Origin of the sequence: Sphingomonas melonis (genome assembly GCF_013409985.1) — a bacterium.
Lineage (GTDB): Bacteria > Pseudomonadota > Alphaproteobacteria > Sphingomonadales > Sphingomonadaceae > Sphingomonas > Sphingomonas melonis_A.
Genome location: NZ_JACCBY010000003.1, coordinates 373,450 through 397,994 on the forward strand (window position 1 = coordinate 373,450; position 24,545 = coordinate 397,994).

The window sequence follows — 24,545 nt, forward strand, 5'->3', positions numbered from 1 at the left end:
ATCAACGTCAAACGACTTAGAACGAAGGAATATCTACAATGGCACTCAGCATTCGCCTGTCGCGCGGTGGCTCCAAGAAGCGTCCCTATTACCGCATCGTCGTCGCCGACGCGCGTTCGCCCCGCGATGGCAAGTTCATCGAGAAGATCGGCAACTACAACCCGCTGCTCGCCAAGGACGCCGAGAACCGCATCGTGCTCGACGCCGAGCGCGCGAAATACTGGCTGTCGAACGGCGCGCAGCCGACCGACCGCGTTGCCCGCTTCCTCGACGTCGCCGGCGTCCGTGAGCGCGCCGCCCGCTCGAACCCGAACAAGGGCAAGCCGGGCGAGAAGGCGACCGAGCGCGCCGAGGAGCGTGCCGAGAAGCTGAAGGCGCAGGAAGAGGCCGCAGCGGCCGCTGCCGCCGCCCCGGCCGCCGACGAGGAGGCTCCGGCCGCCGACGCCGAGACCGCCGAGGCGTAAGTCTCTGTCCGAAGCTCGTTCTTTTGCGAGTTTCGGCGGATACAGCATCCCGATCGGCCATGGTGCGTTGATGCCCTTCATTCCGAAGGAGTTGACGCATCATGGCCATCGAACCCGATCCCCGCACCGACGCCGATACGATCGACGACGCTGCGACCGACGACGCCACCAATCAGGGCGTGTCGGCGACCGACCCCGCGGAGGGAGACGATGATGCCCCAGCAGGAGACGGCGGATCGCCGGGCTGAGCCCAGCGTCACGCTCGCCGTGGTGATCGGCGCACATGGCGTCAACGGCCAGGTGCGCCTCAAGGTCTTCGCCGAGGATTTCGGCAGCTACAAAAGCTTCAACGGCGGTGCGCTGACGCTGAAGTCGGCGCAGGCGGGCAACAATGGCCTGATCGTGCGTTTCGCGGAAGTGGCGGATCGCAACGCGGCCGAGGCGCTGCGCGGCACCGAACTGACCGTGCCGCGCTCTGCGCTGCCGCCGCTGGCGGAGGGCGAATATTATCACGCCGATCTGCTGAACCTGCCCGCCGTATCGACCGACGGCAGCGCGCTCGGCCATGTCGTGCTGATCGAGAATTTCGGGGCCGGCGACGTGCTGGAAATCGAGCGACCGGACGGCAAGCGCTTCATGGTGCCGATGAACGCCGATGCGGTGCCCGAATGGGATGCCGACCGGCTGGTGGTGAACGCCGACTTCGTCGAGTGAGGCGTGACGGTCTCCGTCCTTCGCGCTGAGCCGCGGCCACGCCGATTGCGCCGGTGAGGCGCGCGCGGGTTCCTCATCATATCCGTCACCCCGGACGTGTTCCGGGGTCCACTCCGCGGCGAGGAGAGTGGCTTGAAGCGTGAGCGCGCGCCTGCAGCCCGGTGGACCCCTGAACACGTCCGGGGTGACGGCGCTTTCGTGGGAGCCGGTCGAGCCTCAGCGCCGCAGCCATATGCGACGGTGATGCTTCCAGAGAGGGTTACGCCGTCTGCGCCGTCCTACACCTCGCGATGCCCCCCATCGCTCGTCATCGACCGACAACGATCAGCTCCGGGATGGAAACGCTCGGGCGGCGACCGCTTCCATCAAACTGCCATGTCGCCCAAGCTCAGCGCCGGATCGGCTGCCGCTCGCTGAGCAGGTTGCGGATCGTCGTCGCGGCGACGCCAGCCTCGCCCATCGCATGGCTGATCTGGTCCAGTCCTTTCACCACGTCGCCCGCGGCGAACAGCCCCGGGACGCTGGTACGCTGGTGATCGTCCACCTCGAGACAGCCTTCCTCGCTCGCCGTCGCACCCGCCGCGACCGCCAGCCGCGACCGGATGCGCGAGCCCAGCGCCGGATAGACGCTGTCGAACGCCATCCGCCCGCGCGCGGTGTCGAGTGCGAGCTGGTCGCCTTCGATCGCCCAGCCGCCGCACGGACCCTGAACGCGCGCGATCCCGGCCTCGTCGAGCTTGGCGGCACAGGCATCGTCGAGCAGATGCTCGGCCTCGGGGGAGATCAATGTCACGTCGCGGGTATAGCCGCGCAGGAACAGCGCCTCGCGCATGCCGTGGTCGCCGGTGCCGATCACGCCGACGCGTTTGTCGGTCACCTCATAGCCGTCGCAGATCGGGCAATAGCGGAACAGCCCCCGCTCCAGCGCGGGATCGTGCACCGCAGGGGGGATGTTGGGCCGATGGTTGACCACCCCGGTCGCCAGCAACACCGTTCGCGCGCTATAGCGCCCGTGATCGGTGACCACCTCGAACGTCTCGCCATCCGGCTCGATGGCGGTGACCTTCTTCTCCTCGCGATGCGCGCCGTATTTCTCCGCCTGTGCCAGCATCAGGCCGAGCAGATCCTTGCCCGCGATGCCGTCGGGATAGCCGGCATGGTTGTGCGTGCACGGGATCATCGCTGCCCGGCTCGATCCGCTGTCGAACAGCCGGATCGAAAGGTGGAAGCGGGCCAGATAGATGGCGGCGGTCAGCCCCGCGGGGCCGGCGCCGATGATGATGCAATCGTCCATAGCCACCCCGGACGCGGCAGACGCGCTGCGGTTCCCTTGTCGCCCCGACGCGCATGTATATACCGCGTGGTCTGTACGGAGCGGTCGGCATGGCACGCGTAGAAAACGGAACCCGATGACCTTTACCGCGACGATCCTGACGTTGTATCCCGAGATGTTTCCCGGCCCGCTCGGCGTGTCGCTCGCCGGGCGCGCGCTGCGCGAAGGGGGGTGGCGCTGCGATCCGGTCCAGATCCGCGACTTCGCCACCGACAAGCATCGCTCGGTCGACGACACGCCGGCGGGCGGCGGCGCGGGCATGGTGCTGCGCGCCGACGTGCTCGCCGCGGCGGTCGACAGCGTTGCCGACGATCGTCCGATCCTGGCGATGACGCCGCGCGGCCGGCCGCTGTCGCAGGTGCGGGTGCGCGAACTGGCCGCCGGGCCCGGGGTGATCGTGCTGTGCGGCCGGTTCGAGGGGTTCGACGAGCGCATCTTCGAAGGGCGCCCGATCGAGGAAGTGTCGATCGGCGACTATATCCTGTCGGGCGGCGAGATGGGCGCACTGGTGCTGCTCGATGCTTGCATTCGGCTGCTCCCCGGCGTAATGGGCGCGGCTTCAAGCGGTGTGGACGAGAGCTTCGAAACGGGGCTGCTCGAATATCCGCAATATACCCGACCATTTGATTGGGAAGGGCGCACGATCCCCGAAGTGCTGCGATCGGGGGATCATGCGAGGATCGCGGCCTGGCGCAAGTCGAAGGCCGAGACCGATACACGGCTACGGAGGCCGGACCTGTGGGAGCGCCATGAGGGTGCTCGGGTCCAACCTCCCTCTGGCGCGCGGCATGAAAAGGACTGATGCGATGAATCTGATCCAGCAGCTCGAAGCCGAGCAGATCGAAAAGCTGACCGCGAAGCGCGCGATCCCCGAATTCCGCCCCGGCGATACGCTGAAGGTCGGCGTGAAGGTGGTCGAAGGCGAGCGTACCCGCGTCCAGAATTACGAAGGCGTGTGCATCGCGCGTTCGAACAAGGGCATGGGCTCGTCGTTCACCGTGCGCAAGATCAGCTTCGGTGAGGGCGTCGAGCGCGTCTTCCCGCTGTATTCGCCGAACATCGACTCGATCGATGTCGTCCGCAAGGGCGCCGTGCGTCGTGCGAAGCTCTACTATCTGCGTGGCCGCACCGGCAAGTCGGCGCGTATCGCCGAGCGTCGCGACACGCGTCCCGCCAAGGGCACCGTCGCCGCGGAGTAATCCGTCGCGTTGCGTGAGAGACAGAAGGGCGCGGGAGGCTTCCTCCCGCGCCCTTTTTGCGTCAGCCGTTGGTGGCGGTGGTCTGCGGCCCTACCACCGCCCTGACCGAAGCGGCAGCGCGCCGCGTGGCGAGCAGCAGCCAGCGGACCGGTGCCATCGCGTGCACGGGCTGGGCGGAGAGCGCCAGCACCACCAGCACCGCCCCGATCGAGGCGCCGGTCAGCAGCCGCACCCAGCGTTCGCCGGTGAGCGGCGCGCCGCAGTGGAACAGCGCCACGGCGAGCAGCGCAGTCGCCAGGATGCGGAGCAGGCGAACCTCGCCGCGGCTGTTCGTCCCGGCCTCGCGGCGGAAGCGGAACGCGGCGCCCGCGAATAGCAGCCAAGCGGTGGCGGACAGCAGGATGGTTTCAGGCATGGATCGTCTCGGCTTGGCGGGTGCGGCGGGTGACCTGGCGGGGCGGCCGGCCGGCGCGCCAGCTGGCGACGCCGAGCAGCAGCGCGATGGCGAGCATCGCAAGGTCGAAGGTGGCGAACAGCGTATCGCCGGCGAGCAAGGTGCCGGGCAGTCCGCGCCTGGTGGTCAGCGCGTCGGTCACGGGAATGGCGAGGAAGGTCAGCGCGGCGAGCGCGAAGCCTTCGGGCCAGGCGCGGCGGCTGGGACGGAGGAACTGCGCCAGCGCGACCGCCGCCCAGGTCCAGAACATCGCCTTCACCTCCCAATCGGCGCGGCCGGGCAGATCGGCCGGGATCAACCGGTTGGCGAGCAGGAACGCCGCCATGCCGATCGGCAGGCCGACGATGGTGGCGATGTTGAGGCGTTCGACCAGCTTCAGGCCGAAAAAGGGTTGGGCGTTGGGACGCCGCCGGGCCGCGGTCCAGAGCAGCAGGCCGGTGCCGACCATCGCCGCGCCGGTCAGGCCGAGTCCGAACAAGGTCCAGCGCAGCGCCGGGCCGGCGAATTGCGCGATATGCAGGCCAAGCATCACGCCGCCGGTGGCGATCGCCGGGCCACCGCCGCCGGACTCGGCGATCAGCTCGCCGCTGGTGCCGGCATAGGTCAGCGACGGTCCGCGCGCGTTCAGCGAGGCGCGCGGCGTGCGGTAGAGCGTCACGGTCGACGCGGCATCGTCGGGGTGGCGGACGATCATCCGCGCCACGCCCGCGCCCCAGCGTCGCTCGGCATCGGCCACCAGCGGCGCCACCGCGACCAGCTTCGCCGGCCGGCCGGCCGCAGGCTGTTCGGGGGGAAGGCCATAGGCGGCCTGGAAGAAATCCGCCGGCCTGGCGTAATTGGCGGCGATCGGCCAGGGCATGTACATGACGATCAGCGTGATCAGCCCGGTGTAGGTGATGACCGCATGATAGGGCAGGGCGAGCACCGCCGAGACGTTGTGCGCGTCGAGCCAGCTACGCTGCCCCTTGTTCCAGCGTAATGTGAAGAAGTCGGCGAAGATGCGCTTGTGCGTCACCACGCCCGAGATGATCGCGCCGAGCATGAAGATCGCGCACAGGCCGGCGAGCCAGCGCCCCCAGGGATACGGCAGTTGCAGCTGGAAGTGGAAGCGGTAGAAATGCTCGCCGCCGCGGGTGTCGCGGCCATGGACGGGCTGGCCGGTGGCACCGTCGAGCAGCAGCTCGTCTGGACGGCCGGGCTTGGCGGTGCTCTTCGCGCCCGGCTGGACGAAGATGCGGGTGACGGCGTCGCGCTCGTCGGGCAATTCGATGTACCAGGCCTCGTCGTCGCTGCCCGCGCGTTGCAGATAGGCGACCGCGCTGCGCGCCGCGGTGGCGGGCGGCACCAGGACCGAGGCCAGCTCGGGTTGCATCCAGCGCGTGATCTCCGGCCGGAAATAGCTGGCCGTGCCGGTCAGGAACATCGCGAACAGGATCCATCCGGCGACCAGCCCGAGCCAGCCGTGGATCCAGGCCATGTTCCGGCGCAGCGTCCCGGTCATGGCCGCACCCCGAGCAGCCACAGCAGCGCGCCGCCGACCAGCGCCGTGCCCCACACCCAGCCCGCGACCCGGCTGAGCCGCGTCTCGTGGAAACACCACAGGCCGATGACGGCATAGAGCAGGACCGAGAGGATCAAGGCCCAGCCCGTCGCCTCCGCCCGGTCGATCGGCAGCAGCCGGGCAAGGAGCGCCGCCAGCGCCGCCGCGGCGGCATAGCTGCCGATCAGCGCGGTGACGCAGCGCACGACCATCGGCCAGCGCGCCGGTCTCGTCGCGACGGACGACCGGCCGGGCGGGGTCGATTGCATCAGCATGGAAGGGTCGTAGGGCCAGCCATGGCGGGCCTTATAGACAGTCTTGCGAGTGCCTATCAATAGCGGAATTTGTTTGGGTGTTGTGGCGAAATTCATTAAGACGGCTACATCGAAGCTTATTCGAAGACGATCCACTCGCATCGTTTTCGTTTTGGTGATGATGCAGGAATGCCAACGGCTTCCACTGGGCGGATCGGAGGCAGGTGGGGGCAGCCAGCCCTCACATCGTCCGTTGCAACTCGATGCGTGCTTCCAAGGGGCAGACACTGCGGAGAACGTTGAGGCGTGCGGTGACACGACGACGAGAAAGAGCAGGCCGCTAACATCAGCGTTGCAGGGAATGGGACGGGGCTTGGAGGCTGCTGTCGAAAGGACGGGATAGCTGTGTGATGCAACTCCCGTATACAGATTTACCCCGCTGCTCTGGGGCCTGTTTTCTACATTGGGCTGGCCGGTGCCGCGGGGCGGGTGGTGTGAAAAGGCCAATCGTGGTTGGGCGTTATCCCGCTCGAAGTTTTCCGTTGCAGTCGGACATTCCCGACATTCGCTTGAAATCGGGGAAGAGGGTGAAGGCGGAAAGGGTGGACCATATGACGTCATGGGCCAGGGCGGTCCGGCAATAGGGGCGAGGCGTGGCGATCACCTTGAGGTTGCAGAAAGTGACGGAGGCCGACCCAACACGTGGTTGGGTCCCGGCCGAATTCTACGACATGGCGGCTGCCGGAATGGTCGTTGGCACCATCCAGCTTCGCCTTGGAAACACCGACTACATGCGCCTGTATGGCGGGCATGTGGGATATCGGGTCGAGCCGGACTATCGAGGGCATGGCTATGCGAGCGAGGCGCTGACCGAATTGCGCCCGATCGCCCGCCGCCGCGGCTTCAGAGAGATCTGGATCACCGTTCGGCCGGACAACGTGGCGTCTTGCCGCACGTTGGATAAGGCGGGGGCGAGCTACGAGGGTACGGTTGCAGTTCCGCCGGACAGCGACCTATATGCGCGAGGCGACCGCCATATGCGGCGATACCGCCTACTGACCTGATTGACCTCCACTCACTTCCCTTGGGATGCTTTTCGAGAGTGTTGATCGACGCCGTCACTCGGAGCGGGGGCACACCAGTTGGAAGGGCTATTCAGGAAGCCCGCAATCAACAGCCTCGAGCGCTGGCGGGGTCAGGGGATGCCGGACACGATCTGCGTCAGCCCCTTGATGTGCATGCGATCATGAAACCGATGCGCCGGGGCCCTCCCGGCTTTGAATAGGCAGAGTAAACCGGCCGCCGGGCAGCGTCCAGCCGCGCCTGCCGGACGGCGGTCGCGTTGCCGTCACCGGTGATCCCGTTACGCACCCGACGCATTACAGATCAAGGCGCTGCTGCTGCGAAAGCGTTACGCGGATCGCATGGCGCAACAGCAACTTCCTCCCGCTGCCGGGCATACCGCGCTCGTCATCATCGACATGGTCAATGCGCTCGACTTCGAGGGCGGCGACCGGCTGAAGAACTCGGCGGAGGCGACGATCGCGCCGATCCTGACGCTGCGCGAGGCGGCGGATGGCGCCGGGGTGCCGGTGATCTACGTCAACGACAATGACGGCCAATGGCATGCGGGCCGCGAACGGCTGATCGAGGACACCTTGTCGCGCGACACGCCGGGGCGCGCGCTGACCGCCGCGTTGCGGCCCCGCGAAAACGACTATTTCATCATCAAGCCGCAGTTTTCCGGCTTCTATGCGACCAACCTGCCGGTGCTGCTGCCGCAATTGGGGGCGAGCCGGCTCGTGCTGGCCGGAGTCGCGGCTGATATCTGCGTGCTGTTCACCGCCGCCGACGCGCATATGCGGCAATATGACCTTTGGGTGCCGGCCGATGCGATCGCCGGCGACGACGAGGGACGCAGCCGCTGGGCCATCGAGATCATGAAGAACAGCATGCAGGCGGAAACCCGGCCCACCACCGACTATACGCTCGCCGAGTGGATCGACGCAGCGGATTAGGCGGGGTGGGCATATAGTGTAATTCCTTCCCGCGGGGGGGTGGCATGCCGACGGCATGACAAAGGGGCCGCCACCGAGGACATCGCTTACCTCCCCCTCCGTCACGCCCTCCGGGCGCGCCACCTCCCCCTGGCGGGGGAGGAATTGGGCTGAATGTTGATCCGGCCTGAGTCTTATCTATCCATCGGAGCTGCACGTGTCGGGATGGGGCCGAGAGTCGTTCGCGCAGAGGCGCAGAGGCGCAGAGATGTAGGGGTCGGGACAGCCTGCCCCGTCATCGCCGAGATTGTGGACAGGATCGCGGATGCCATAGGCGGAAAACCTCCGCGTCCTCTGCGCCTCTGCGCGCGATCCTCTTCGGCCGCCATGTGTCCGCCCGTCGTGGAGGCCGATCCATCCCGGGACAATTGCTTGCGCTGCAAGCAGCGCAACCGACGTTGCATTTGCCCGTCATCAACGCGGGAGACATAGGCACCGCGCCGCGTGCCGCGGCGTCATCGAGGTGTGCCGTGTTCAGTCTGATCGTCCAAATCGTCGCCTACCGCCGCCAGCGCCGCGCCTGACCGGTCAGTCGGTGGCGGCGAGCGCCGCCTCGACCTCTTCCACCGACACCCCGAACGCGCCGGCGAGGCCGGTGACGGACGCGCCGCGCTTGGCCAGTTCGCGCATCCGCGCGACATCCACCACCGTCGTATAGCCGCGGGTGTCGCGTTGCTCGCGCACCACGTCCTTGCGGCCCGAGCCGCGGCGGCGTTGCGCGGCGGCGGCATGCGGATCGCCCTCGGCTAGTTTCTGTTCTTCGGCGCGGCGCGCCTCGCGGGCCTGTTCGCGCTCGCGCGTCTCGACCTCGCGGCTCTCCAGCCGCTCCTTGAGGCGCTGTTCCATCTCGCCGGCGCGGTCGCGGGCGCGCGCCTCGCGGGCGGCGGCGCGCTCGGCGACGCGCTGTTCGAGGCTGAGATTGCTGCGGACACGGAAGTCCGGCGATGGCGAGGGCGTGCCCCAGCTCTTGTCCACCACGTGCGTGGCTCCGGCTATCGATGGAAAATGGTGCGCCCGGAACGATTCGAACGTCCGACCCTCAGATTCGTAGTCTGATGCTCTATCCAGCTGAGCTACGGGCGCATGTGCCACGGCGGGAGCCGTGGCGGATATATATGGTCGGGAAGAGAGGATTCGAACCTCCGGCCCCTGCCTCCCGAAGACAGTGCTCTACCAGGCTGAGCTACTCCCCGACGGAGTACGTCCGGGGCCCTTGGAAAGGGTCCGTCCGTGCTTGGAGGCGCGCCTATACCCACGCTGATGGGGGGATGCAAGCACCGGAATCACACTCTTGCGAAATCCTTTGGCAAGGTCTTAGGCGGATGGGGTGAACATGGTCGAAGCGCTTGCCGCAGCCCTCGTCATCGTCAACGTCGCGCTGGTCGCGGCGCGCAGCGTGTGGAACTACCCGGTCGCGCTCGCGGCGGTGGCGATCTACGGCTGGGTGTTCGTCGGCGCGCGCCTGTACAGCGACGCGCTGCTGCAGGGCTTCTTCTTCGCCGCCAATCTGTACGGCTGGGCCAATTGGGCGCGCAGCCGGGCCGACGCGGGCGAGGTGGTGGTCGAACGGCTCGACCCTGCGACGCGGCTGGCGTGGCTCGGCGGCGGCGTCGCGGCGTGCCTCGTCTGGGGAACGGTGATGCACCGGTATACCGATGCGTCCTATCCGTGGTGGGACGGCGGGATCGCGATCGCGTCGGTCGCGGCGCAGCTGATGCAGGCGCGCCGGGCGATCGAGAGCTGGTGGGTGTGGATCGCGGTCGATGTCGCCAGCATCCCGCTCTACGCCGCCAAGGCCTTGTGGTTCACCGCCGGCCTGTACGGCGTGCTGCTCGGCCTGTCGGTATGGGGGCTGATCGACTGGCGGCGCGCGCTGGCGCGGCAGGTGAGGATGGCATTGGCATGAAGCTCCGATCGATCTGCCTGCACGGGCCGGAAAGCACCGGCAAATCGACGATGATGCCGCGACTGGCGCAGCATTTCGGCGGGGTGCCGTGCGTCGCCGAATTCGGCCGCGCCTATTGCGAGGCGTTCGGTACCGACCTGACGATGGCCGACCTCGTCGAGATCGGCAAAGGCCATGACGCCAAGGTGCGCCACGCGCTCGCCGAGCGCAACTATCCGGTGATCACCGACACCGACCCGCTGATGACCGCGGTCTGGGCGGACATGATGTTCGGGCGTCGCGATCCATGGTTCGCGACCTGGACCAACACCGCCGACATCTATCTGCTGTTCGACGTCGATCTGCCCTGGGTCGACGACGGCACGCGCATGTTCGGCAGCACGGCGGAGCGGCAGCGCTTCTTCGCGCTCAGCCGGGCGGTGCTGGAGGAGCGCGGCGTGCGCTGGGCACTGGTGTCGGGCGAGGGGTCGGCGCGCTATCTCAACGCGCTGCGCGCCATCGAGGCGCTGAGCCGGGATTGAGGGCGGGGCGCGCGCCAAGGGCGCGGCCGCAGCGGACGGTAGGGGCGATCCGTCACCCGACGGACCACCCCCGACGCATCAGCTCGACGGGGCGAGCTTGGTGTTGAGCACCCAGCCGACATTGTCGTTCTCGTCGGCGACCTCCCACCACAGGCCGTCCTTCTTGCCGGTGGGATAGACGATCGCGCCGGTCGGCAGCGTGCGCAGCACCTTGCCGGTGGCGACCGCGGTGGCGCGCAGCGCGACCGGGGCCTGCGCCGTGAAGGTCTTGGCCGGGGTCGCTTCCGCCGTGCCGGCCGAGCCCGGCGTCACCAGGCCGAGGCCGGTGACCAGCTTCGTATAGGCTTGGATGAACGACAGCGTCACGATCCGGCCGATGTCGGTATTGTCATAGCCGCCGCCCGCCGCGCCGGCGACCGACAGGAAGCCGCCGCCGCCGAAGGCGAGGTTGTTCTTGGCGGCATAGCCCTCCTCGGTGGCGATCGTCTCGGTCGTGCGGACGTTGGTCAGCGAGAGGACGGTGTTCGCCTCCATCTTCTTGCTCTTGATGCCGCCGAGCAGGCCGCCGACAGCGCCGCCGAGCAGACCGCCGGCGATACCGGCGACGGCATTGCCGCTGACGTTGTTGTTGGCGCCCTGGATCTCGGCGACCATCACGTAATCGGCCGCCTTGATCTGGCCCTGGCCGACGTTGGAGCCGCGCTGCATGCCGAGGTTGCCGCCGATGTTGCGCTCGATCTGCGCCGCATTGAGGCCGCTGCCGCGATCGACAAGGTTGAAGCAGCCCGAGCGCTGGACCAGCACCTTGAGCAGCTTGGACGGCGGCGCGAGGTTATACTGCGTCCACCATTGCGGATCGTCGCCGTCGACGATCGACAGGGTGCCGAGCTTGCGCGTGCAATGCGGCACTTCGGCGGACATTTTGTTCTGGAGCTTCTGCCCGCTCGACTCGCGGGCCAGCTTCTGCGCGTCGGCGGTGCCGGACACGACAAGGGCCACGCCGGCCAATGCGGCGACAAGTGTTTGCTTTCCCACTTCCACTGTTCCTCCCAAGCGAAACGCTCGTTCGGGACGTCGTCACAGGGCCCCCCTGATCGCCGCCCCGGAGCCGTCGGCATCTAGCACCGGGCCGCCGGGTGCGCTAGGCGCGTAACGATATGGCTACTCCCCCCGACACGATCCGTAACTTCTCGATCATCGCGCATATCGACCATGGCAAGTCGACCCTCGCCGACCGTCTGATCCAAAGGACAGGGGGGCTGTCCGATCGTGAAATGTCGAGCCAAGTGCTTGACAACATGGACATCGAGAAGGAGCGCGGGATCACGATCAAGGCGCAGACGGTGCGCCTGTCCTACCCCGCCAAGGACGGCGTCACCTATACGCTCAACCTGATGGATACGCCGGGCCACGTCGACTTCGCCTATGAGGTCAGCCGCAGCCTCGCCGCGTGCGAAGGCGCGCTGCTGGTGGTCGACGCGGCGCAGGGTGTCGAGGCGCAGACCCTCGCCAACGTCTATCAGTCGATCGAGCACGATCACGAGATCGTGCCGGTGATCAACAAGATCGACCTGCCCGCCGCCGAGCCCGAGATGGTGCGCAAGGAGATCGAGGACGTGATCGGCCTCGACGCGTCGCAGGCGGTGCTCGCCAGCGCCAAGTCGGGGATCGGCATCGACGAGATCCTCGAGGCGATCGTCACGCGCATCCCGCCGCCCAAGGGCGATCCGACCGCGCCGCTGAAGGCGATGCTGGTCGATAGCTGGTACGACCCCTATCTCGGCGTCGTCATCCTCGTGCGCGTCATGGAAGGCGTGCTCAAGAAGGGCCAGCAGGTCAGCTTCATGCAGGCCGGCACGACGCATCTGGTCGATCGCGTCGGCTGTTTCCGGCCGAAGATCGAACAGCTCACCGACCTCGGCCCCGGCGAGATCGGCTTCATCACCGCGCAGATCAAGGACGTCGCGCAGGCGCGCGTCGGCGACACGCTGACCGACACCAAGCGCCCCGCCGCCGAGCCGCTGCCGGGGTTCAAGGAAGTGCAGCCGGTGGTGTTCTGCGGCCTGTTCCCGGTCGACGCCAACGACTTCGAGAAGCTGCGCGAGTCGATCAGCAAGCTGCGCCTCAACGACGCGAGCTTCAGCTTCGAGATGGAGACGTCGGCGGCGCTCGGCTTCGGCTTCCGCTGCGGCTTCCTCGGCCTGCTGCACCTGGAAATCATTCAGGAGCGGCTGACCCGCGAATATGACCTCGACCTGATCACCACCGCGCCGTCGGTGGTCTATCAGATCGAGCTGACCCATCCCGATCCGGCGGGCGTGACGCAGATCGACCTGCACAATCCCGCCGACATGCCCGACGTCAACAAGATCAAGACGATCAGCGAGCCGTGGATCAATGCGACGATCTACGTCCCCGACGAATATCTCGGCTCGATCCTGAAATTGTGCCAGGATCGTCGCGGCATCCAGCAGAATTTGACCTATGTCGGCGGGCGGGCGCAGGCGACCTACGAACTGCCGCTCAACGAAGTGGTGTTCGACTTCTATGACCGGCTGAAGTCGCTGTCGAAGGGCTATGCCAGCTTCGACTATACGCAGATCGGCTATCGCGAGGGCGATCTGGTCAAGATGAGCATCCTGGTCAACGAAGAGCCGGTCGACGCGCTGAGCATGATCGTCCACCGCGGCACCGCCGAGGTGCGCGGGCGCGGCATGGTCGAGCGGCTCAAGGAACTGATTCCGCGCCACCTGTTCAAGATCCCGATCCAGGCGGCGATCGGCGGCAAGGTGATCGCACGCGAGACGATCAGCGCGATGCGCAAGGACGTGACCGCGAAATGCTATGGCGGCGACGCCACCCGCAAGCGCAAGCTGCTCGACAAGCAGAAGAAGGGCAAGGCGAAGATGCGCGAATACGGCTCGGTCAGCATCCCGCAGGAGGCGTTCATCGCCGCGCTGCGCATGGGCGACGAGAGCTAGGGCGGATCGAGGTTTAGGGTTTGGAGATCACGCCGGCCTCGGCAGGGCAAGGCTATCGTGTGGACGTTCGCTTGAGTCCGCTGCCTCCCAATCCCGCCCCGTCACCCCGGACTCGTTCCGGGGTCCACTCTGCGGCGAGGGGGGGAGGCTCGATGGGACACCGTTCTCTTGTGGCCCGGTGGAACCCGGAACGAGTCCGGGGTGACGGATGCGAGGTGGACGCCGTTCGAACCTCGTCACCGGAGCCATAGGCGATAGTCCTTCCTCTTGAGGGGAAGAAATTAGGCTGAATGTCGATCCGGCCTATGGCGGATCGACGTTTAGGGTTTGGGGGAACTTCTCCTCCGGCCGGGGGGGGGGGCGGATTGGATTGCCGGTGGCGGTGCAAGCCGCTTCCGGGGGCACGTGCGACCCCGGCACTTTGGCATGCCGGTGGGGCAGGGGCACGCCACCAAAGAAGTCTTTTACCTCCCCCTCCGTCGCGGCTTCGCCGCGCCACCTCCCCCTGGCGGGGGAGGAATTGGGGGGGGGGCGATCCGTCTGGTGGGCTGCGTGCGACGCCCGATCGTCGTCGGGCGTTGCGTGTTTCAGGTCCGGCGGGTCGGGCCGGACGGCGTTACATGTAATTGGCGGGGTTGGGGCTCGGCATGCGGCAGGCGCGGGTGCGGCCGCGCTTGCAGGCGGCGACCTGATCGCGCCAATCGGCCATCGCCATCGCATAGGCGCGCTCGCGATCGGCCTGCAACGCGGCATCGGCGGCAATGGTCTGCCGGCGTGCGCGCATCGCCGCCCGGTAGCGGCGGACATCCGCTTGATAGCGCGCCGCGTTGGCGGCGTTGACCGCCGTCACCGCACCATTGTCGAAGCTCGCCATGGCCCCGACCTGACGATTGGCGGCGGCGACTTCCGGCGCGGTCTCGGTAGCGGCGGCGTCGGCCGCAGGTGAGGTCGCCGGAGCGGGTGCGGTGGTCTGCGCGACGACCGGGGCGGCAATCAGCGCAGCACCGATCAGGATGGGGCGAAACATGTCTTACTCCTCGTTACGCCCGCGACAATGGGCGGGAGGAGTGATGGTTCCGGGAGGGGGGCGGGACGGCTGGCTACGATGCCGCCCCGTAGGATCGCCACGTCTGATGCGTCGATCCGTACAGGACAAGGAGGGTCACGCGAGGGCGTGGAGAATATCGCACCGGGCGGCGTACTGCCGTCATCGTAACGGGCTCCGGCACGCCCGTGATGCCGCAGGGGCAATATGTCCGCGTTCCCTGCGCCTCCGGGAACACAGATCGCTCCGTGACGGGGCTCCCGGGGGGCTGAACGCCCAATCGTCCTATACGACGAGTCCGGGATCGGACTTCGACAGTTGCTTTTTCAACGCGGCTTTGACTGCTTCTTCGATCTCCCGCAGGATCTTGGCCTGCTCCTCGGTTGGCAGTGCGGCAAACTCCGCCTCGGTGAGATGGTGGCGCTTGAGGATCTCCTCCCTGATGCGCTGTATCGGTGTCTTTTTGGCTTCCTTGAGGAAATCGGCGGCCCATTGATCGGCCCGCAGCGTCGTATCGGTCTGGGACGATGATCGGGTGGAGGCGGACCTTCCCGGTGCGTTTGTCGCATTCAAGCCGACCGAGGAGGCGCTCAAACCATTGCCGCCGAGAATAGACGTGATCGACATCGTTCCCTCCGAAATTCACAAGGACTTTCAGCCATAAGATCGTGAAACCGTCCGAAGACGACACCGAGTCTCCGGTCATCATTCCACATTATAGAGGATATCTGCGCCAATGATGCTGATCGATGCCGACTGGGGCGGGCAGTGAACGGCGCCGGGATAAACCAGGCCGTACGCGCCCTTGCCGGGATCAGCCGTAATACGCGTTGGTCGAAGCCTCATTTTTCTTCGTAATCTTCCCAGTCAATGTCCTGCTGTGCGTCGCGCTCCACCTTGCGGGAGCGATCGGCGGCCAGCATCGCGCCTTCGCGGTCCCAGTCGCCGTTGGTTCTTGCGGCGGCGACACGCTGCGTCGCGGCGTCGATCGCATCGAGCGCGGCGGGGTCGTCGAGCAGGCGCCAATCGGGTTCGTCGGGGATGAAGGGGGCGGGGAGCGGCTCGCCGCCGCCTTCGAGCAGGGCAGGATGGTCTCCGGCGTCGTCGAGCGGCAGATAGGGGATGTCGGGATCGTCTTCCGGCGGCAGGGCGCGGGCGCGGGCCGCGTTGGCGGCGAGCGCGGCGAGCACCTCGGCCTGTGCCGCGGAGTCGAGCGGCACGCCGGCGAAAGCGGCAAGCGTGGCGGCATGGGCCTCGTCGTCGTCCGGCGCGGCCTGGCTGGCGGCGGTGATCGTCGTCTGCGCGGCGGCCTGCGTCATGGCTGGCGCGGCGGTGGAAGCGGGGTCGGCGGCGGACGGCGATCCGTCCGGGTGGGTCGCGACGGCGACGGCGGTCGCCTGCGCGGTGATGTGGCGGATGGTGTGGCGACGGTCGTCCGGCGTCGCACCGTAATGGTGCAGGATGAACATCAGCAAACGGTCGTTGCGCTTGCGTCGGAAGCCCATCAGCTTGCCCGCGGACATGACCGGGACGAGTTCGCCGTGAAGCGCGCGCTCGAACGCCTCATCCTTGATGCGCAATACGCCCAGACCCTGTGCGGCATGCCAGGCAGCGCGGAAGCTGGCGGCCTGCGGATGGCGGCGCAGCGCATAGGCGCTTTCCGCGGACATGTTGACCATGTTGGCGGCGGTGCGCACCGCGCCGCAATCGGCGAGCGCCGCGATGAAGGCGCGCTGACGCTCGGGCGTCCAGCCGTCGTGGCGATCGCGCAGGCGGGGGACAGGGGCGAAGGCGTCCGGGGCGGGGCGGGCTTCGGGCGGATGGGGGCGGCGGTTCCTCATGAGTCGCACGCGAACCATATCGGTTCCAAATAGGACAGGGCGGACGGCTAAGGTGTTGGGATGGCTGCGCGGGCCTATTGGGGCACGCGACCTTCAACCGGGTTACGTCTTCGGGCCGGAGTCGGATACCAGTTCGTCGTTTTTGCCTTGGGTCGCGCAAGACGCGGGACGCTGCCCGCGACTTAGCCCCGTTGCAGCTTCGCCAGGATGGTATCGAGCGCCTGCAGGAAGCGGCTGCGGTCCTGCGCGGCGAAGGGTTTGGGGCCGCCCAATTGGTCGCCGCCGGCGCGCAGGTCGGCCATGATCGCGCGCGTCGCGATCGCGCCGCCGATCGAGGCGGTGGTGAAGGGCTTGCCGGTCGGGCTCAACACGCTCGCGCCCGCCTTGAGGCAGCGGTCGGCGAGCAGGATGTCGGCGGTGACCACGACCGCCTGCGCATCCGCCGCCGCGGCGATCCAGTCGTCGGCGGCGTCGAAGCCGTCACTGACGACGACGCGGCTGACCAGCGGATGCTGCGGCACGCGGAAGTGGCTGTTGCTGACGACCGTCACCGGCACTGCGCGGCGCCAGGCGACCTTGTAGATCTCGTCCTTGACCGGACAGGCGTCCGCATCGACCAGAATGCGGACGCCCGCGGTCATCGGCCGCGCCCGTTAGCCCCGCGGGCCCTTGCGATAGGGCTTCGCCTGATGGCGGGCGGGGGCGCCGCCGGGGCCGCTGCGCGCGCGCGGTGCGCCCGAGCCGGTGCGCGGTGCACGATCGCTACGCTCGCCACGGTCACTGCCGCCCGCCTCGCGCGGGTTGCCGGTGAAGGGGACGATCTGCAAACTGCCCTCGTCGCTTTCCGGATTGGCGGTGCGCTGGACGCTGGCGAGGACGCGGTCGGCGACGGTGCGCGGCACCTCGAAGATCGTGTCGTTCGGGTTGATGCGGATCGCGCCGATCTCCGCCTTGGTGATATGGCCGCGGCGGCAGATCAGCGGCAGCAGCCAGCGCGGGTCAGCGTTCTGGCGGCGGCCGATGTCCATGCGGAACCAGACGGTGTCCTCGAAGCCGGGGCGGTGGCCCTGGGTGCGATCGGACTGCTGCGGGGCGGCGGAGTCGAGCAGGTCCTCGGCCTGCGGCATCGCGGCACGGTGCGCGTGGACGAGCGCGGCGGCGATATCCTCCGGGCTCTTCTCGGCCATCAGGCGCGTCGCCAGCTCGCGATCCTCGTCGTCGAATTCGATCGGCGCGAGCAGCGTGGTGATCAGTCGCTCGCGGTCCTGCGCGCGGATGTCGTCGGCCGAGGGTGCCTTGATCCACTCGCAGGCGATCTTGGCCTGCTTGAGCATCATGTCGACGCGGCGGCGGCGCGGATAGGGGACGATGAGCACCGCGGTGCCCTTCTTGCCGGCGCGGCCGGTGCGGCCCGAACGGTGCTGGAGCGTCTCGGCATCGCGCGGCATCTCGACATGGACGACGAGGCTGAGCGAGGGCAGATCGATGCCGCGCGCGGCGACGTCGGTGGCGACGCAGACGCGGGCGCGGCGGTCGCGCAGTGCCTGGAGCGCCTGGTTGCGCTCGTTCTGGCTATGCTCGCCCGACAGCGCGACGGCGGCGAAACCGCGCTCGACGAGGCTGGCGTGGAGGTGGCGGACGTTGTCGCGCGTCGCGCAGAACAGCATCGCCGTCTCCGCCTCGTGGAAGCGGAGCAGGTTGATGACGGCATGTTCGATGTCGGCGGGCGCGACGGTGACCGCCTGATAGGCGATGTCGCCATGGCCGCGGTCTTCACCGACGGTCGAGATGCGCAGCGCGTCGCGCTGGTAGCGCTTGGCGAGCGCGACGATCGGCCGCGGCATCGTCGCCGAGAACATCAGCGTGCGGCGCTCGGTCGGCGAGGCGTCGAGGATCTGCTCGAGATCCTCGCGGAAGCCCATGTCGAGCATCTCGTCGGCCTCGTCGAGCACCGCGACGCGCAGCGCCGACAGGTCGAGCGCGCCGCGCTCGAGATGGTCGCGCAGACGGCCGGGCGTGCCGACGACGATATGCGCACCGTGGCTGAGCGAGCGACGCTCCTTGCTGGCATCCATGCCGCCGACGCAGGTGGCGATGCGGGCATGCGCCTCCTTGTACAGCCACATCAGCTCGCGGCTGACCTGGAGCGCAAGCTCGCGCGTCGGCGCGATGATGAGCGCGAGCGGCTTGCCCGGCGGCGGCAGCACGCCATCGGCCATCAGCTCGGCGGCCATGGCGAGGCCGAAGGCGACGGTCTTGCCCGAACCGGTCTGGGCGGAGACGATGAGGTCGCGGCCGGCGGCCTCAGGCTCGATCACCGAGGCCTGGACGGCGGTGGGGGCTTCGTAGCCACGGGCAACGAGCGCTTCGGCGAGAAGCGGGGGGAGCGAAGAAAAGGGCATCGGGTAACCTAAATGGAAGCGGCGCCCCGACAGCATGGCTCGGGGCCAAAGCTGGGGCGCGGCAGAGGACAGTACAGTCGCGAGTCCGTGAAGATCGCGGGCCAATCGCGGGCGGCAATACGGACGCAATGTGGCGCTTGTATCGCGCGCATCATGGCCGTTTCCGTGACCCCAGAGACCCTGCACCGCCTAATCCGCGAAGCCGAGGCCGAGCGAGGCCGCCCTGTCCCTATAGGCGGAAACCGCGCGGGGCGCAACTCGCCGGCGCGATGGCGGGCGATTTGGCGCGGCGGGACGGCGGTTTAGGGGGGCGACGTTCTAGGGTTTGGGGCGGATGCTTCCTGGCGGGCAGGGCCATTGCATGTGGCTGGGGTGGTGAGGGTCTATCGGTTTCCTCATCAGGTGCGTCACCCCGAACTCGTTCCGGGGTCCACCCAGCCGCCAGAGAATGATGTCGACTCAAGCGCTTCTCCTCGCCGCAGAGTGGACACCGGAACAAGTCCGGGGTGACGGCGTGGGCTTGGAGGTCGGCGCGCTTGAATGAAGCGACATATGTGATGGCCCGGCCTTAGCGGGGAGGAACTGGGTGGAGGCTCGATCCGGCCCGGCAATGTTGTGCAACATTTATCGGTCCGAAGCGGGATCAACCCGCATTGATCGACGTTAAGCGCCGACGCGGAGAAGGACCAGAGTGGGCCGAACGCGGTGGAGTACGCTTATGGCCAGTCTTGCCCCCACCGCGCGGCCCGACGCGCCGGACGCCCGGCCGGCGCCCGACGCGGGGCGGACGCTCGATGCGCTCAACGTCTTCCTCGCCGACGTCCGCGACGGGCTCGGGCCCTATCTTGCGATCTACCTGCTCGCGGTGCGCGGGCCGGCACATGGCTGGAATGAGGCGACCGTCGGCGCGGTGCTGACCATCGCCGGGATCGTCGGGCTGATCTCGCAGACGCCGGCGGGCGGGCTGATCGACCGCAGCCGCAACAAGCCGCGCATCGTCATCCTTGCGGCGCTGCTGGTCACACTGAGCAGCGTGTCGCTGCCGTTCGTCAGCGGGTTCGCGATGGTCGCGGCGACGCAGTCGATCGCCGCGGTGGCCGGCGCCGTGTTCGCGCCGGCGATCAGCGCGATCACGCTGGGGCTGTTCGGGCCCAAGCTGTTCTCCAAGCGGATTGGGCGCAACGAGGCGTTCAACCATGCCGGCAACGCCGTCTCCGCGGCCCTGGCCGGCGCGCTGGCGTGGAAGTTCGGGCCGGTGGTGGTGTTCTGGCTGATGGGCGCGCTGACCGTCGCCAGCATCTTCGCGGCGCTGCGCATCCGGAACGGCGATATCGACAATGCCGTGGCACGCGGGCTCGATTGCGAGGCCGACGACGGCTGCGACGAGCCGGGCGGGTGGACGGTGCTGGTCGAGAACCGGCCGCTGCTGCTGTTCGCGGCGATCGCCTTCCTGTTCCACCTCGCCAATGCGGCGATGCTGACCTCGGTCAGCCAGTTGCTCGCCAAGACGGTGGGCAAGGATTCGGCGACCTCGCTGACCGCCGCCTGCATCGTCGCGGCGCAGCTGGTGATGGTGCCGGTGGCGGTGGCGGTCGGCCGCACCGTTGACACCTGGGGGCGCAAGCCGCTGTTCCTGATCGCGTTCGGCGTGCTGGCGGCGCGCGGGGCGCTGTACACGATGTCGAACGATCCGTGGTGGCTGGTCGGCGTGCAGGCGCTCGACGGGGTCGGGGCGGGCATCTTCGGCGCGCTGTTCCCGGTAGTGATCGCCGACCTGACCAAGGGCACCGGCCGGTTCAACGTGAGCCAGGGCGCGGTGGCGACCGCGCAGGGACTGGGCGCGGCGCTGAGCGCCTCGCTTGCCGGCACGATCATCGTCGGCGCCGGCTATGCCGCGGGTTTCCTGACGCTGGCGGGGATCGCGGGTGCGGGGCTGGCGCTGTATGCGCTGGCGATGCCCGAGACGAAGTCGGCGTGAGGGAGCGCTGCCGGGACGGCGGCCGGGCGCGGCGATGGCGCGCGTCCGCGTTCTGCCGCTAAGATGACCTGTCTGGGGAAGGGGGAGCGATGATCGCGACCGTGGGAATCTGTGCGGCAGCGACGGCCGGGGTCATCATCCGGCCGTTCCGCTGGCCGGAAGCGGTGTGGGCGGTCGGCGGCGCGCTGCTGCTGCTCGCGCTCGGGCTGATCGCGCCGGCGAACGCCTGGGCGGCGGTACTGAAGGGCGGCGACGTCTATCTGTTCCTGATCGGCATGATGCTGCTCTCCGAAGCGGCGCGCGCGCATGGCGTGTTCGACTGGGTGGCGCATCGTGCCGCGGCGGGCGCCGACGGCTCGGCGGCGCGGCTGTTCACCCTGGTCTTCCTCGTCGGGGTGGCGGTGACGGTGTTCCTGTCGAACGACGCGACGGCGGTGGTGCTGACCCCGGCGGTCTATGCGGTCGCGCGACAGGCGAAGGTGGCGCCGCTGCCGCTGCTGTTCGCCTGTGCGCTGGTCGCCAATGCGGCGAGCTTCGTGCTGCCGATCTCCAACCCGGCCAATCTGGTGCTCTACGCCAGCGCGCTGCCGCGGCTCGGCGCGTGGCTGGCGGCGTTCGCGCTGCCGTCGATATTGGCGATCGGTGCGACCTATCTGGGGCTGCGCTGGCTGTTCCGCCGCGACCTTGCCGGGCGGGCGGAGCGCGGCGAGGCGGCGGCGCTGTCGGGCAACGGGCGGATGGCGCTGATCGGCATCGGCGCGACGGCGGTGCTGCTGACGGTGGCGTCGGCGCTGGGCTGGGATCTCGGCTGGCCGACGTTCGGTGCGGGCGTGGTCACCGCGCTGGTGGTGCAGCTGCGCGCGCGCGAGTCGCTCCTGCCGCTGGTCAAGGGCGTGTCGTGGCTGGTGCTGCTGCTCGTCGCCGGATTGTTCGTGATGGTCGAAGCGCTTGCCGAGACCGGGCTGATCGGCTGGCTCGCCGCGCAGCTCTCTGGCGCGGCGGCGGCCGATCCGCGGCTGGCGGCCGCGGCGGCGGGCGGGATGCTCGCGGTGGGCAGCAACCTCGTCAACAACCTGCCCGCGGGGTTGATCGCGGCGCAGACGATCGCGGCGGCGCATCCGCCGGCGCTGGTGGTCGATGCGCTGCTGATCGGGGTCGATCTCGGGCCGAACCTGTCGATCACGGGATCGCTCGCGACGATCCTGTGGCTGATCGCGATCCGCCGCGAGGGAGAGAATGTGACCTTCCTGCAGTTCCTGCGCGTCGGCGTGGTGACGACCGTGCCGGCGCTGGTGCTGGCGATCGGGGTGCGGGTGGTGATGGGGTAGGGCGTGACCGGCCCTGCACTTCCGCGGGAGCGCGGGAGGATGGAGAGGCGCCGGTTTAGCGCGCTGTGTCAACTCTTGCCGACGACCCGGATTCCTTCTCCGGCAGGCAGGGCGATCGCATTGGACGCGCGTCGATTTCCACGCCCACTCCGTCACCCCGGACTTGTTCCGGGGTCCACTCTGCGGCGAGGAGAGGGGCTTGATTCGACACGATTCTCTTGCGGTGGGGTGGACCCCGGAACAAATCCGGGGTGACGAATCGGATGAACAAGCCGATCGAGCCCCATCCGCGCAGCTCTATGCGATTGCCTTGCCCGCCAGAGGGGCAGGCCGACGGCGTGACGGCAGGGCACAGCGCGCGGTGTTGCTCAACCAACCCGCAGCCCCCCTCACGGTCGCCAGCGCGAACAGCAACCGCCGCCATCCCCTGTTGCCCCGCGCCCTCGCCGCGCCTATCTCCCCGGCATGGCTAGCGCACCCGAGATCCTGCTCACTCCTGCCGCGGCGGCGCGGGTCGCGGCGATTGCCGGCAAGCAGAACAAGCCCGCGATCCTCCGCCTGTCGGTCGATGGCGGCGGCTGTTCGGGGTTCCAGTACAAGTTCGGCTTCGCCGATGCGCCCGAAGGCGACGATACCGTCGCCGAAACCGACGGCGTGCGGCTGGTGGTCGACAGCGTCAGCCTCGACCTCGTCCGCGGCTGCCAGGTCGATTATGTCGAATCGCTCGGCGGCGCGGCGTTCAAGGTCGAGAATCCCAATGCGGCATCGGGTTGCGGCTGCGGCTCCAGCTTCGCGATCTGACGCTTGAAGCTCGTCACCTACAACGTCAACGGGATCAAGGCGCGCCTTCCCCGACTGCTCGAATATCTCGCCGAGCAGCAGCCCGACATCGTCTGCCTGCAGGAGATCAAGTGCAGCGACGACACCTTTCCGTCCGGCGATATCGAGGCGCTGGGCTATGGCGCGGTCTGGCACGGGCAGAAGGGGTTCAACGGCGTCGCGGTGCTCGCGCGCGGACAGACGCCGGTCGAGCGCCAGCGCGGGCTGATCGGCGAGGTCGAGGACGAGCATAGCCGCTATCTGGAGTGCGACGTCGGCGGGCTGGTGGTCGCGTCGATCTATCTGCCCAACGGCAATCCGCAGCCCGGCCCCAAGTTCGACTACAAATTGCGTTGGATGGAGCGGCTCGCGGCGCGCGCGCGGGTGCTGCTCGACGAAGAGGTGCCGACCGTCCTGATGGGCGATTACAACGTCATCCCGAATGACGACGACACCTTCTCGGTGCGCGCGATGGCGACCGACGCGCTGATGCAGCCGGAGAGCCGCGCCACCTATCGCCGGCTCGTCGCGCAGGGGTGGACGGATGCGCTGCGCACGCGGCATCCGACCGGCGGCGTGTGGACCTTCTGGGACTATCAGGCGGGGGCGTGGCAGCGCGACGCCGGCTTCCGCATCGATCACCTGCTGCTCAGCCCGCAGGCCGCCGACCGGCTGGTCGATGCCGGCGTCGACAAGGCGTATCGCGGCCGCGAGAAGGCGAGCGACCATGCACCGACCTGGGCACGCCTGACGTGAGGCGCCTTGCCGCGGCGGGCGGGCTCGCGATGATGCTCGCCGCCGCGCCGGCGCTGGCGCAGAAGAGCTATTGCCCCGAACGGCCCGGTCTCGACACGCCGGCATGCGTCGTCGAGCGCGGCCGCGTCTCGGTGGAGACGGGGGTGGTCGACTGGACGCTCGATCGCCAGCCCGACAGCCGCACCGATACCGTGCTGATCGGCGATACGCTGGTACGCGTCGGCGTCGCCGACCAGATCGAGGCGCGGATCGGCTGGACGCCGTATGGCCACGAGCGGGTGCGCGACCGGGCGACGGGGACGATCGATCGCGTCGGGCAGAGCGGCGACGTCTCGCTGGGGATGAAGGCGGGGCTGCTGCACCCCGATGGCAACGGCCTGTCGCTGTCGCTGCTGCCCTATGTGACGCTGCCGGTTGGCGGCAGCACGATCGGGTCGCGCGTTGCGGGCGGGGGTGTGCTGGTGCCGGTCACCTTCCGCCTCAACGATACGGTGCATCTCGATGCGACGCCCGAGATCGACGCGCAGCCCGACGAGGAACGCGCCGGACGGCATCTGCGCTACAGCAGTGCGGGGGGCGCGACCGTCAAATTGGCCAAGACGGTCTCGGCGGCGCTCGAAGCGCAGGTGATCCGCGACGAGGACCCGGACGAGCGCAGCACGCAATGGCTGAGCGCCGCCTCGGTGACGTGGAAACCGCGGAAAGACTGGCAGTTCGACATGCAGACGACGCTGGGGCTCAACCATGCGGCGCCGGATGTGGAGCTGGCAGCGGGGATCTCGCGGCGGTTCTGAGTGTTCAAGTCCTCCCTTCAGGGGAGGGGTTGGGGGTGGGGCGTGTTTCGCCGAGAGCCACGCTGGATGACTCCCCCGGCCCTTCCCCTGAAGGGCAGGCTATCGCCTATGACGCGCGCTGACGTCCAAGCCCACGCCGTCACCCCGGACTTGTTCCGG

26 protein-coding genes and 2 tRNA genes are annotated in these 24,545 nt (G+C 68.3%); 15 read left to right on the forward strand and 13 right to left on the reverse strand.

The features are described 5' to 3' along the window. Positions 1 to 38: 38 nt before the first annotated feature. The 3 genes from rpsP to rimM all read left to right on the forward strand — a co-directional run bounded on the left by rpsP (position 39) and on the right by rimM (position 1,178). Positions 39 to 464 (forward strand): 30S ribosomal protein S16, encoded by a 426-nt coding sequence (gene rpsP, locus HD841_RS12565; RefSeq protein ID WP_179509209.1) that lies wholly within the window; start codon positions 39 to 41, stop codon positions 462 to 464. A gap of 101 nt (positions 465 to 565) precedes the next feature. Next, entirely contained in the window at positions 566 to 712 is a 147-nt protein-coding gene (locus HD841_RS12570) for a hypothetical protein (protein WP_179509210.1), read from the forward strand. Further along, positions 675 to 1,178 (forward strand): ribosome maturation factor RimM, encoded by a 504-nt coding sequence (gene rimM / locus HD841_RS12575; RefSeq protein ID WP_257015499.1) that lies wholly within the window; start codon positions 675 to 677, stop codon positions 1,176 to 1,178. Before HD841_RS12570 ends, rimM begins: the two co-directional genes overlap by 38 nt. A 388-nt stretch (positions 1,179 to 1,566) precedes the next feature. On the opposite strand, the gene HD841_RS12580 is transcribed toward rimM, so the two are convergent. Further along, positions 1,567 to 2,472 carry an NAD(P)/FAD-dependent oxidoreductase gene (locus HD841_RS12580; protein ID WP_179509211.1) on the reverse strand — a complete coding sequence of 302 codons (906 nt, stop codon included), beginning with the start codon at positions 2,470 to 2,472 and terminating at the stop codon, positions 1,567 to 1,569. 115 nt (positions 2,473 to 2,587) lie between these two features. On the opposite strand from HD841_RS12580, the gene trmD reads away from it, so the two are divergent. Both trmD and rplS read left to right on the forward strand, forming a co-directional pair. After that, entirely contained in the window at positions 2,588 to 3,313 is a 726-nt protein-coding gene (trmD, locus tag HD841_RS12585; RefSeq protein WP_179509212.1) for a tRNA (guanosine(37)-N1)-methyltransferase TrmD, read from the forward strand. Between the two features lie 4 nt (positions 3,314 to 3,317). Beyond that, complete coding sequence (gene rplS, locus HD841_RS12590) at positions 3,318 to 3,710, forward strand: 50S ribosomal protein L19 (RefSeq protein ID WP_037530145.1); 393 nt, start codon at positions 3,318 to 3,320, stop codon at positions 3,708 to 3,710. Between the two features lie 61 nt (positions 3,711 to 3,771). Here the strand turns inward: rplS and HD841_RS12595 are convergent, their stop codons facing one another. The 3 genes from HD841_RS12595 to HD841_RS12605 are packed head-to-tail and all read right to left on the reverse strand — an operon-like array spanning position 3,772 to position 5,979. Beyond that, positions 3,772 to 4,125: a hypothetical protein gene (locus HD841_RS12595; protein ID WP_179509213.1), complete on the reverse strand. Its 354-nt coding sequence runs from the start codon at positions 4,123 to 4,125 to the stop codon at positions 3,772 to 3,774. After that, positions 4,118 to 5,665, reverse strand: coding sequence for a PepSY-associated TM helix domain-containing protein (locus HD841_RS12600; protein WP_179509214.1), 1,548 nt, complete (start codon positions 5,663 to 5,665; stop codon positions 4,118 to 4,120). The genes HD841_RS12595 and HD841_RS12600 overlap by 8 nt, the downstream gene beginning before the upstream one ends. Further along, complete coding sequence (locus HD841_RS12605; RefSeq protein ID WP_179509215.1) at positions 5,662 to 5,979, reverse strand: iron transporter; 318 nt, start codon at positions 5,977 to 5,979, stop codon at positions 5,662 to 5,664. The genes HD841_RS12600 and HD841_RS12605 overlap by 4 nt, the downstream gene beginning before the upstream one ends. A gap of 632 nt (positions 5,980 to 6,611) precedes the next feature. On the opposite strand from HD841_RS12605, the gene HD841_RS12610 reads away from it, so the two are divergent. Then, entirely contained in the window at positions 6,612 to 7,022 is a 411-nt protein-coding gene (locus HD841_RS12610; RefSeq protein WP_179509216.1) for a GNAT family N-acetyltransferase, read from the forward strand. Positions 7,023 to 7,382: 360 nt separating this feature from the next. Further along, positions 7,383 to 7,976, forward strand: a complete 594-nt coding sequence (locus HD841_RS12615) for an isochorismatase family cysteine hydrolase (protein ID WP_179509217.1) — start codon at positions 7,383 to 7,385, stop codon at positions 7,974 to 7,976. A 567-nt stretch (positions 7,977 to 8,543) separates the two neighbouring features. Here the strand turns inward: HD841_RS12615 and HD841_RS12620 are convergent. The 3 genes from HD841_RS12620 to HD841_RS12630 form a co-directional block, all read right to left on the reverse strand. Then, entirely contained in the window at positions 8,544 to 8,993 is a 450-nt protein-coding gene (locus HD841_RS12620; protein ID WP_179509218.1) for a hypothetical protein, read from the reverse strand. Positions 8,994 to 9,021: 28 nt separating this feature from the next. Beyond that, positions 9,022 to 9,098 (reverse strand) — tRNA-Arg (locus HD841_RS12625). Positions 9,099 to 9,131: 33 nt separating this feature from the next. Continuing rightward, positions 9,132 to 9,208 (reverse strand) — tRNA-Pro (locus HD841_RS12630). 140 nt (positions 9,209 to 9,348) lie between these two features. Here HD841_RS12630 and pnuC point away from each other — a divergent pair. Both pnuC and HD841_RS12640 read left to right on the forward strand, forming a co-directional pair. Beyond that, on the forward strand, positions 9,349 to 9,921 hold the full coding sequence (pnuC, locus tag HD841_RS12635; protein WP_218845525.1) for a nicotinamide riboside transporter PnuC: 573 nt from the start codon (positions 9,349 to 9,351) through the stop codon (positions 9,919 to 9,921). Then, positions 9,918 to 10,442 carry an AAA family ATPase gene (locus tag HD841_RS12640; RefSeq protein ID WP_179509220.1) on the forward strand — a complete coding sequence of 175 codons (525 nt, stop codon included), beginning with the start codon at positions 9,918 to 9,920 and terminating at the stop codon, positions 10,440 to 10,442. The genes pnuC and HD841_RS12640 overlap by 4 nt, the downstream gene beginning before the upstream one ends. Positions 10,443 to 10,520: 78 nt before the next feature. Here the strand turns inward: HD841_RS12640 and HD841_RS12645 are convergent, their stop codons facing one another. Beyond that, positions 10,521 to 11,363 (reverse strand): SH3 domain-containing protein, encoded by an 843-nt coding sequence (locus HD841_RS12645; RefSeq protein ID WP_218845545.1) that lies wholly within the window; start codon positions 11,361 to 11,363, stop codon positions 10,521 to 10,523. 236 nt (positions 11,364 to 11,599) lie between these two features. On the opposite strand from HD841_RS12645, the gene lepA reads away from it, so the two are divergent. After that, positions 11,600 to 13,423, forward strand: coding sequence for a translation elongation factor 4 (gene lepA / locus HD841_RS12650; RefSeq protein WP_179509222.1), 1,824 nt, complete (start codon positions 11,600 to 11,602; stop codon positions 13,421 to 13,423). A 616-nt stretch (positions 13,424 to 14,039) separates the two neighbouring features. Here lepA and HD841_RS12655 read toward each other — a convergent pair. The 5 genes from HD841_RS12655 to HD841_RS12675 all read right to left on the reverse strand — a co-directional run bounded on the left by HD841_RS12655 (position 14,040) and on the right by HD841_RS12675 (position 18,711). Then, positions 14,040 to 14,450 (reverse strand): hypothetical protein, encoded by a 411-nt coding sequence (locus tag HD841_RS12655; RefSeq protein WP_179509223.1) that lies wholly within the window; start codon positions 14,448 to 14,450, stop codon positions 14,040 to 14,042. Between the two features lie 303 nt (positions 14,451 to 14,753). Next, positions 14,754 to 15,095 (reverse strand): hypothetical protein, encoded by a 342-nt coding sequence (locus HD841_RS12660; RefSeq protein WP_179509224.1) that lies wholly within the window; start codon positions 15,093 to 15,095, stop codon positions 14,754 to 14,756. Positions 15,096 to 15,310: 215 nt separating this feature from the next. Beyond that, complete coding sequence (locus tag HD841_RS12665) at positions 15,311 to 16,309, reverse strand: hypothetical protein (RefSeq protein ID WP_257015557.1); 999 nt, start codon at positions 16,307 to 16,309, stop codon at positions 15,311 to 15,313. Positions 16,310 to 16,491: 182 nt separating this feature from the next. Beyond that, positions 16,492 to 16,950, reverse strand: coding sequence for a YaiI/YqxD family protein (locus HD841_RS12670; protein WP_179509226.1), 459 nt, complete (start codon positions 16,948 to 16,950; stop codon positions 16,492 to 16,494). A gap of 12 nt (positions 16,951 to 16,962) precedes the next feature. After that, positions 16,963 to 18,711 (reverse strand): DEAD/DEAH box helicase, encoded by a 1,749-nt coding sequence (locus tag HD841_RS12675; protein ID WP_179509227.1) that lies wholly within the window; start codon positions 18,709 to 18,711, stop codon positions 16,963 to 16,965. A 718-nt stretch (positions 18,712 to 19,429) separates the two neighbouring features. Between HD841_RS12675 and HD841_RS12680 the strand changes: the two genes are divergently transcribed. From HD841_RS12680 to HD841_RS12700, 5 genes are all read left to right on the forward strand, one after another. Continuing rightward, positions 19,430 to 20,689 carry an MFS transporter gene (locus HD841_RS12680; RefSeq protein WP_179509228.1) on the forward strand — a complete coding sequence of 420 codons (1,260 nt, stop codon included), beginning with the start codon at positions 19,430 to 19,432 and terminating at the stop codon, positions 20,687 to 20,689. Positions 20,690 to 20,778: 89 nt separating this feature from the next. Further along, the gene (locus HD841_RS12685) at positions 20,779 to 22,017 is read left to right on the forward strand and encodes an SLC13 family permease (RefSeq protein WP_179509229.1); all 1,239 of its coding nucleotides are present in this window, start codon (positions 20,779 to 20,781) and stop codon (positions 22,015 to 22,017) included. Positions 22,018 to 22,482: 465 nt separating this feature from the next. Further along, on the forward strand, positions 22,483 to 22,818 hold the full coding sequence (gene erpA, locus HD841_RS12690) for an iron-sulfur cluster insertion protein ErpA (protein WP_179509230.1): 336 nt from the start codon (positions 22,483 to 22,485) through the stop codon (positions 22,816 to 22,818). 3 nt (positions 22,819 to 22,821) lie between these two features. After that, entirely contained in the window at positions 22,822 to 23,592 is a 771-nt protein-coding gene (gene xth / locus HD841_RS12695; RefSeq protein WP_179509231.1) for an exodeoxyribonuclease III, read from the forward strand. Next, positions 23,589 to 24,386: a transporter gene (locus HD841_RS12700; protein WP_179509232.1), complete on the forward strand. Its 798-nt coding sequence runs from the start codon at positions 23,589 to 23,591 to the stop codon at positions 24,384 to 24,386. Before xth ends, HD841_RS12700 begins: the two co-directional genes overlap by 4 nt. Positions 24,387 to 24,545: the final 159 nt, after the last annotated feature.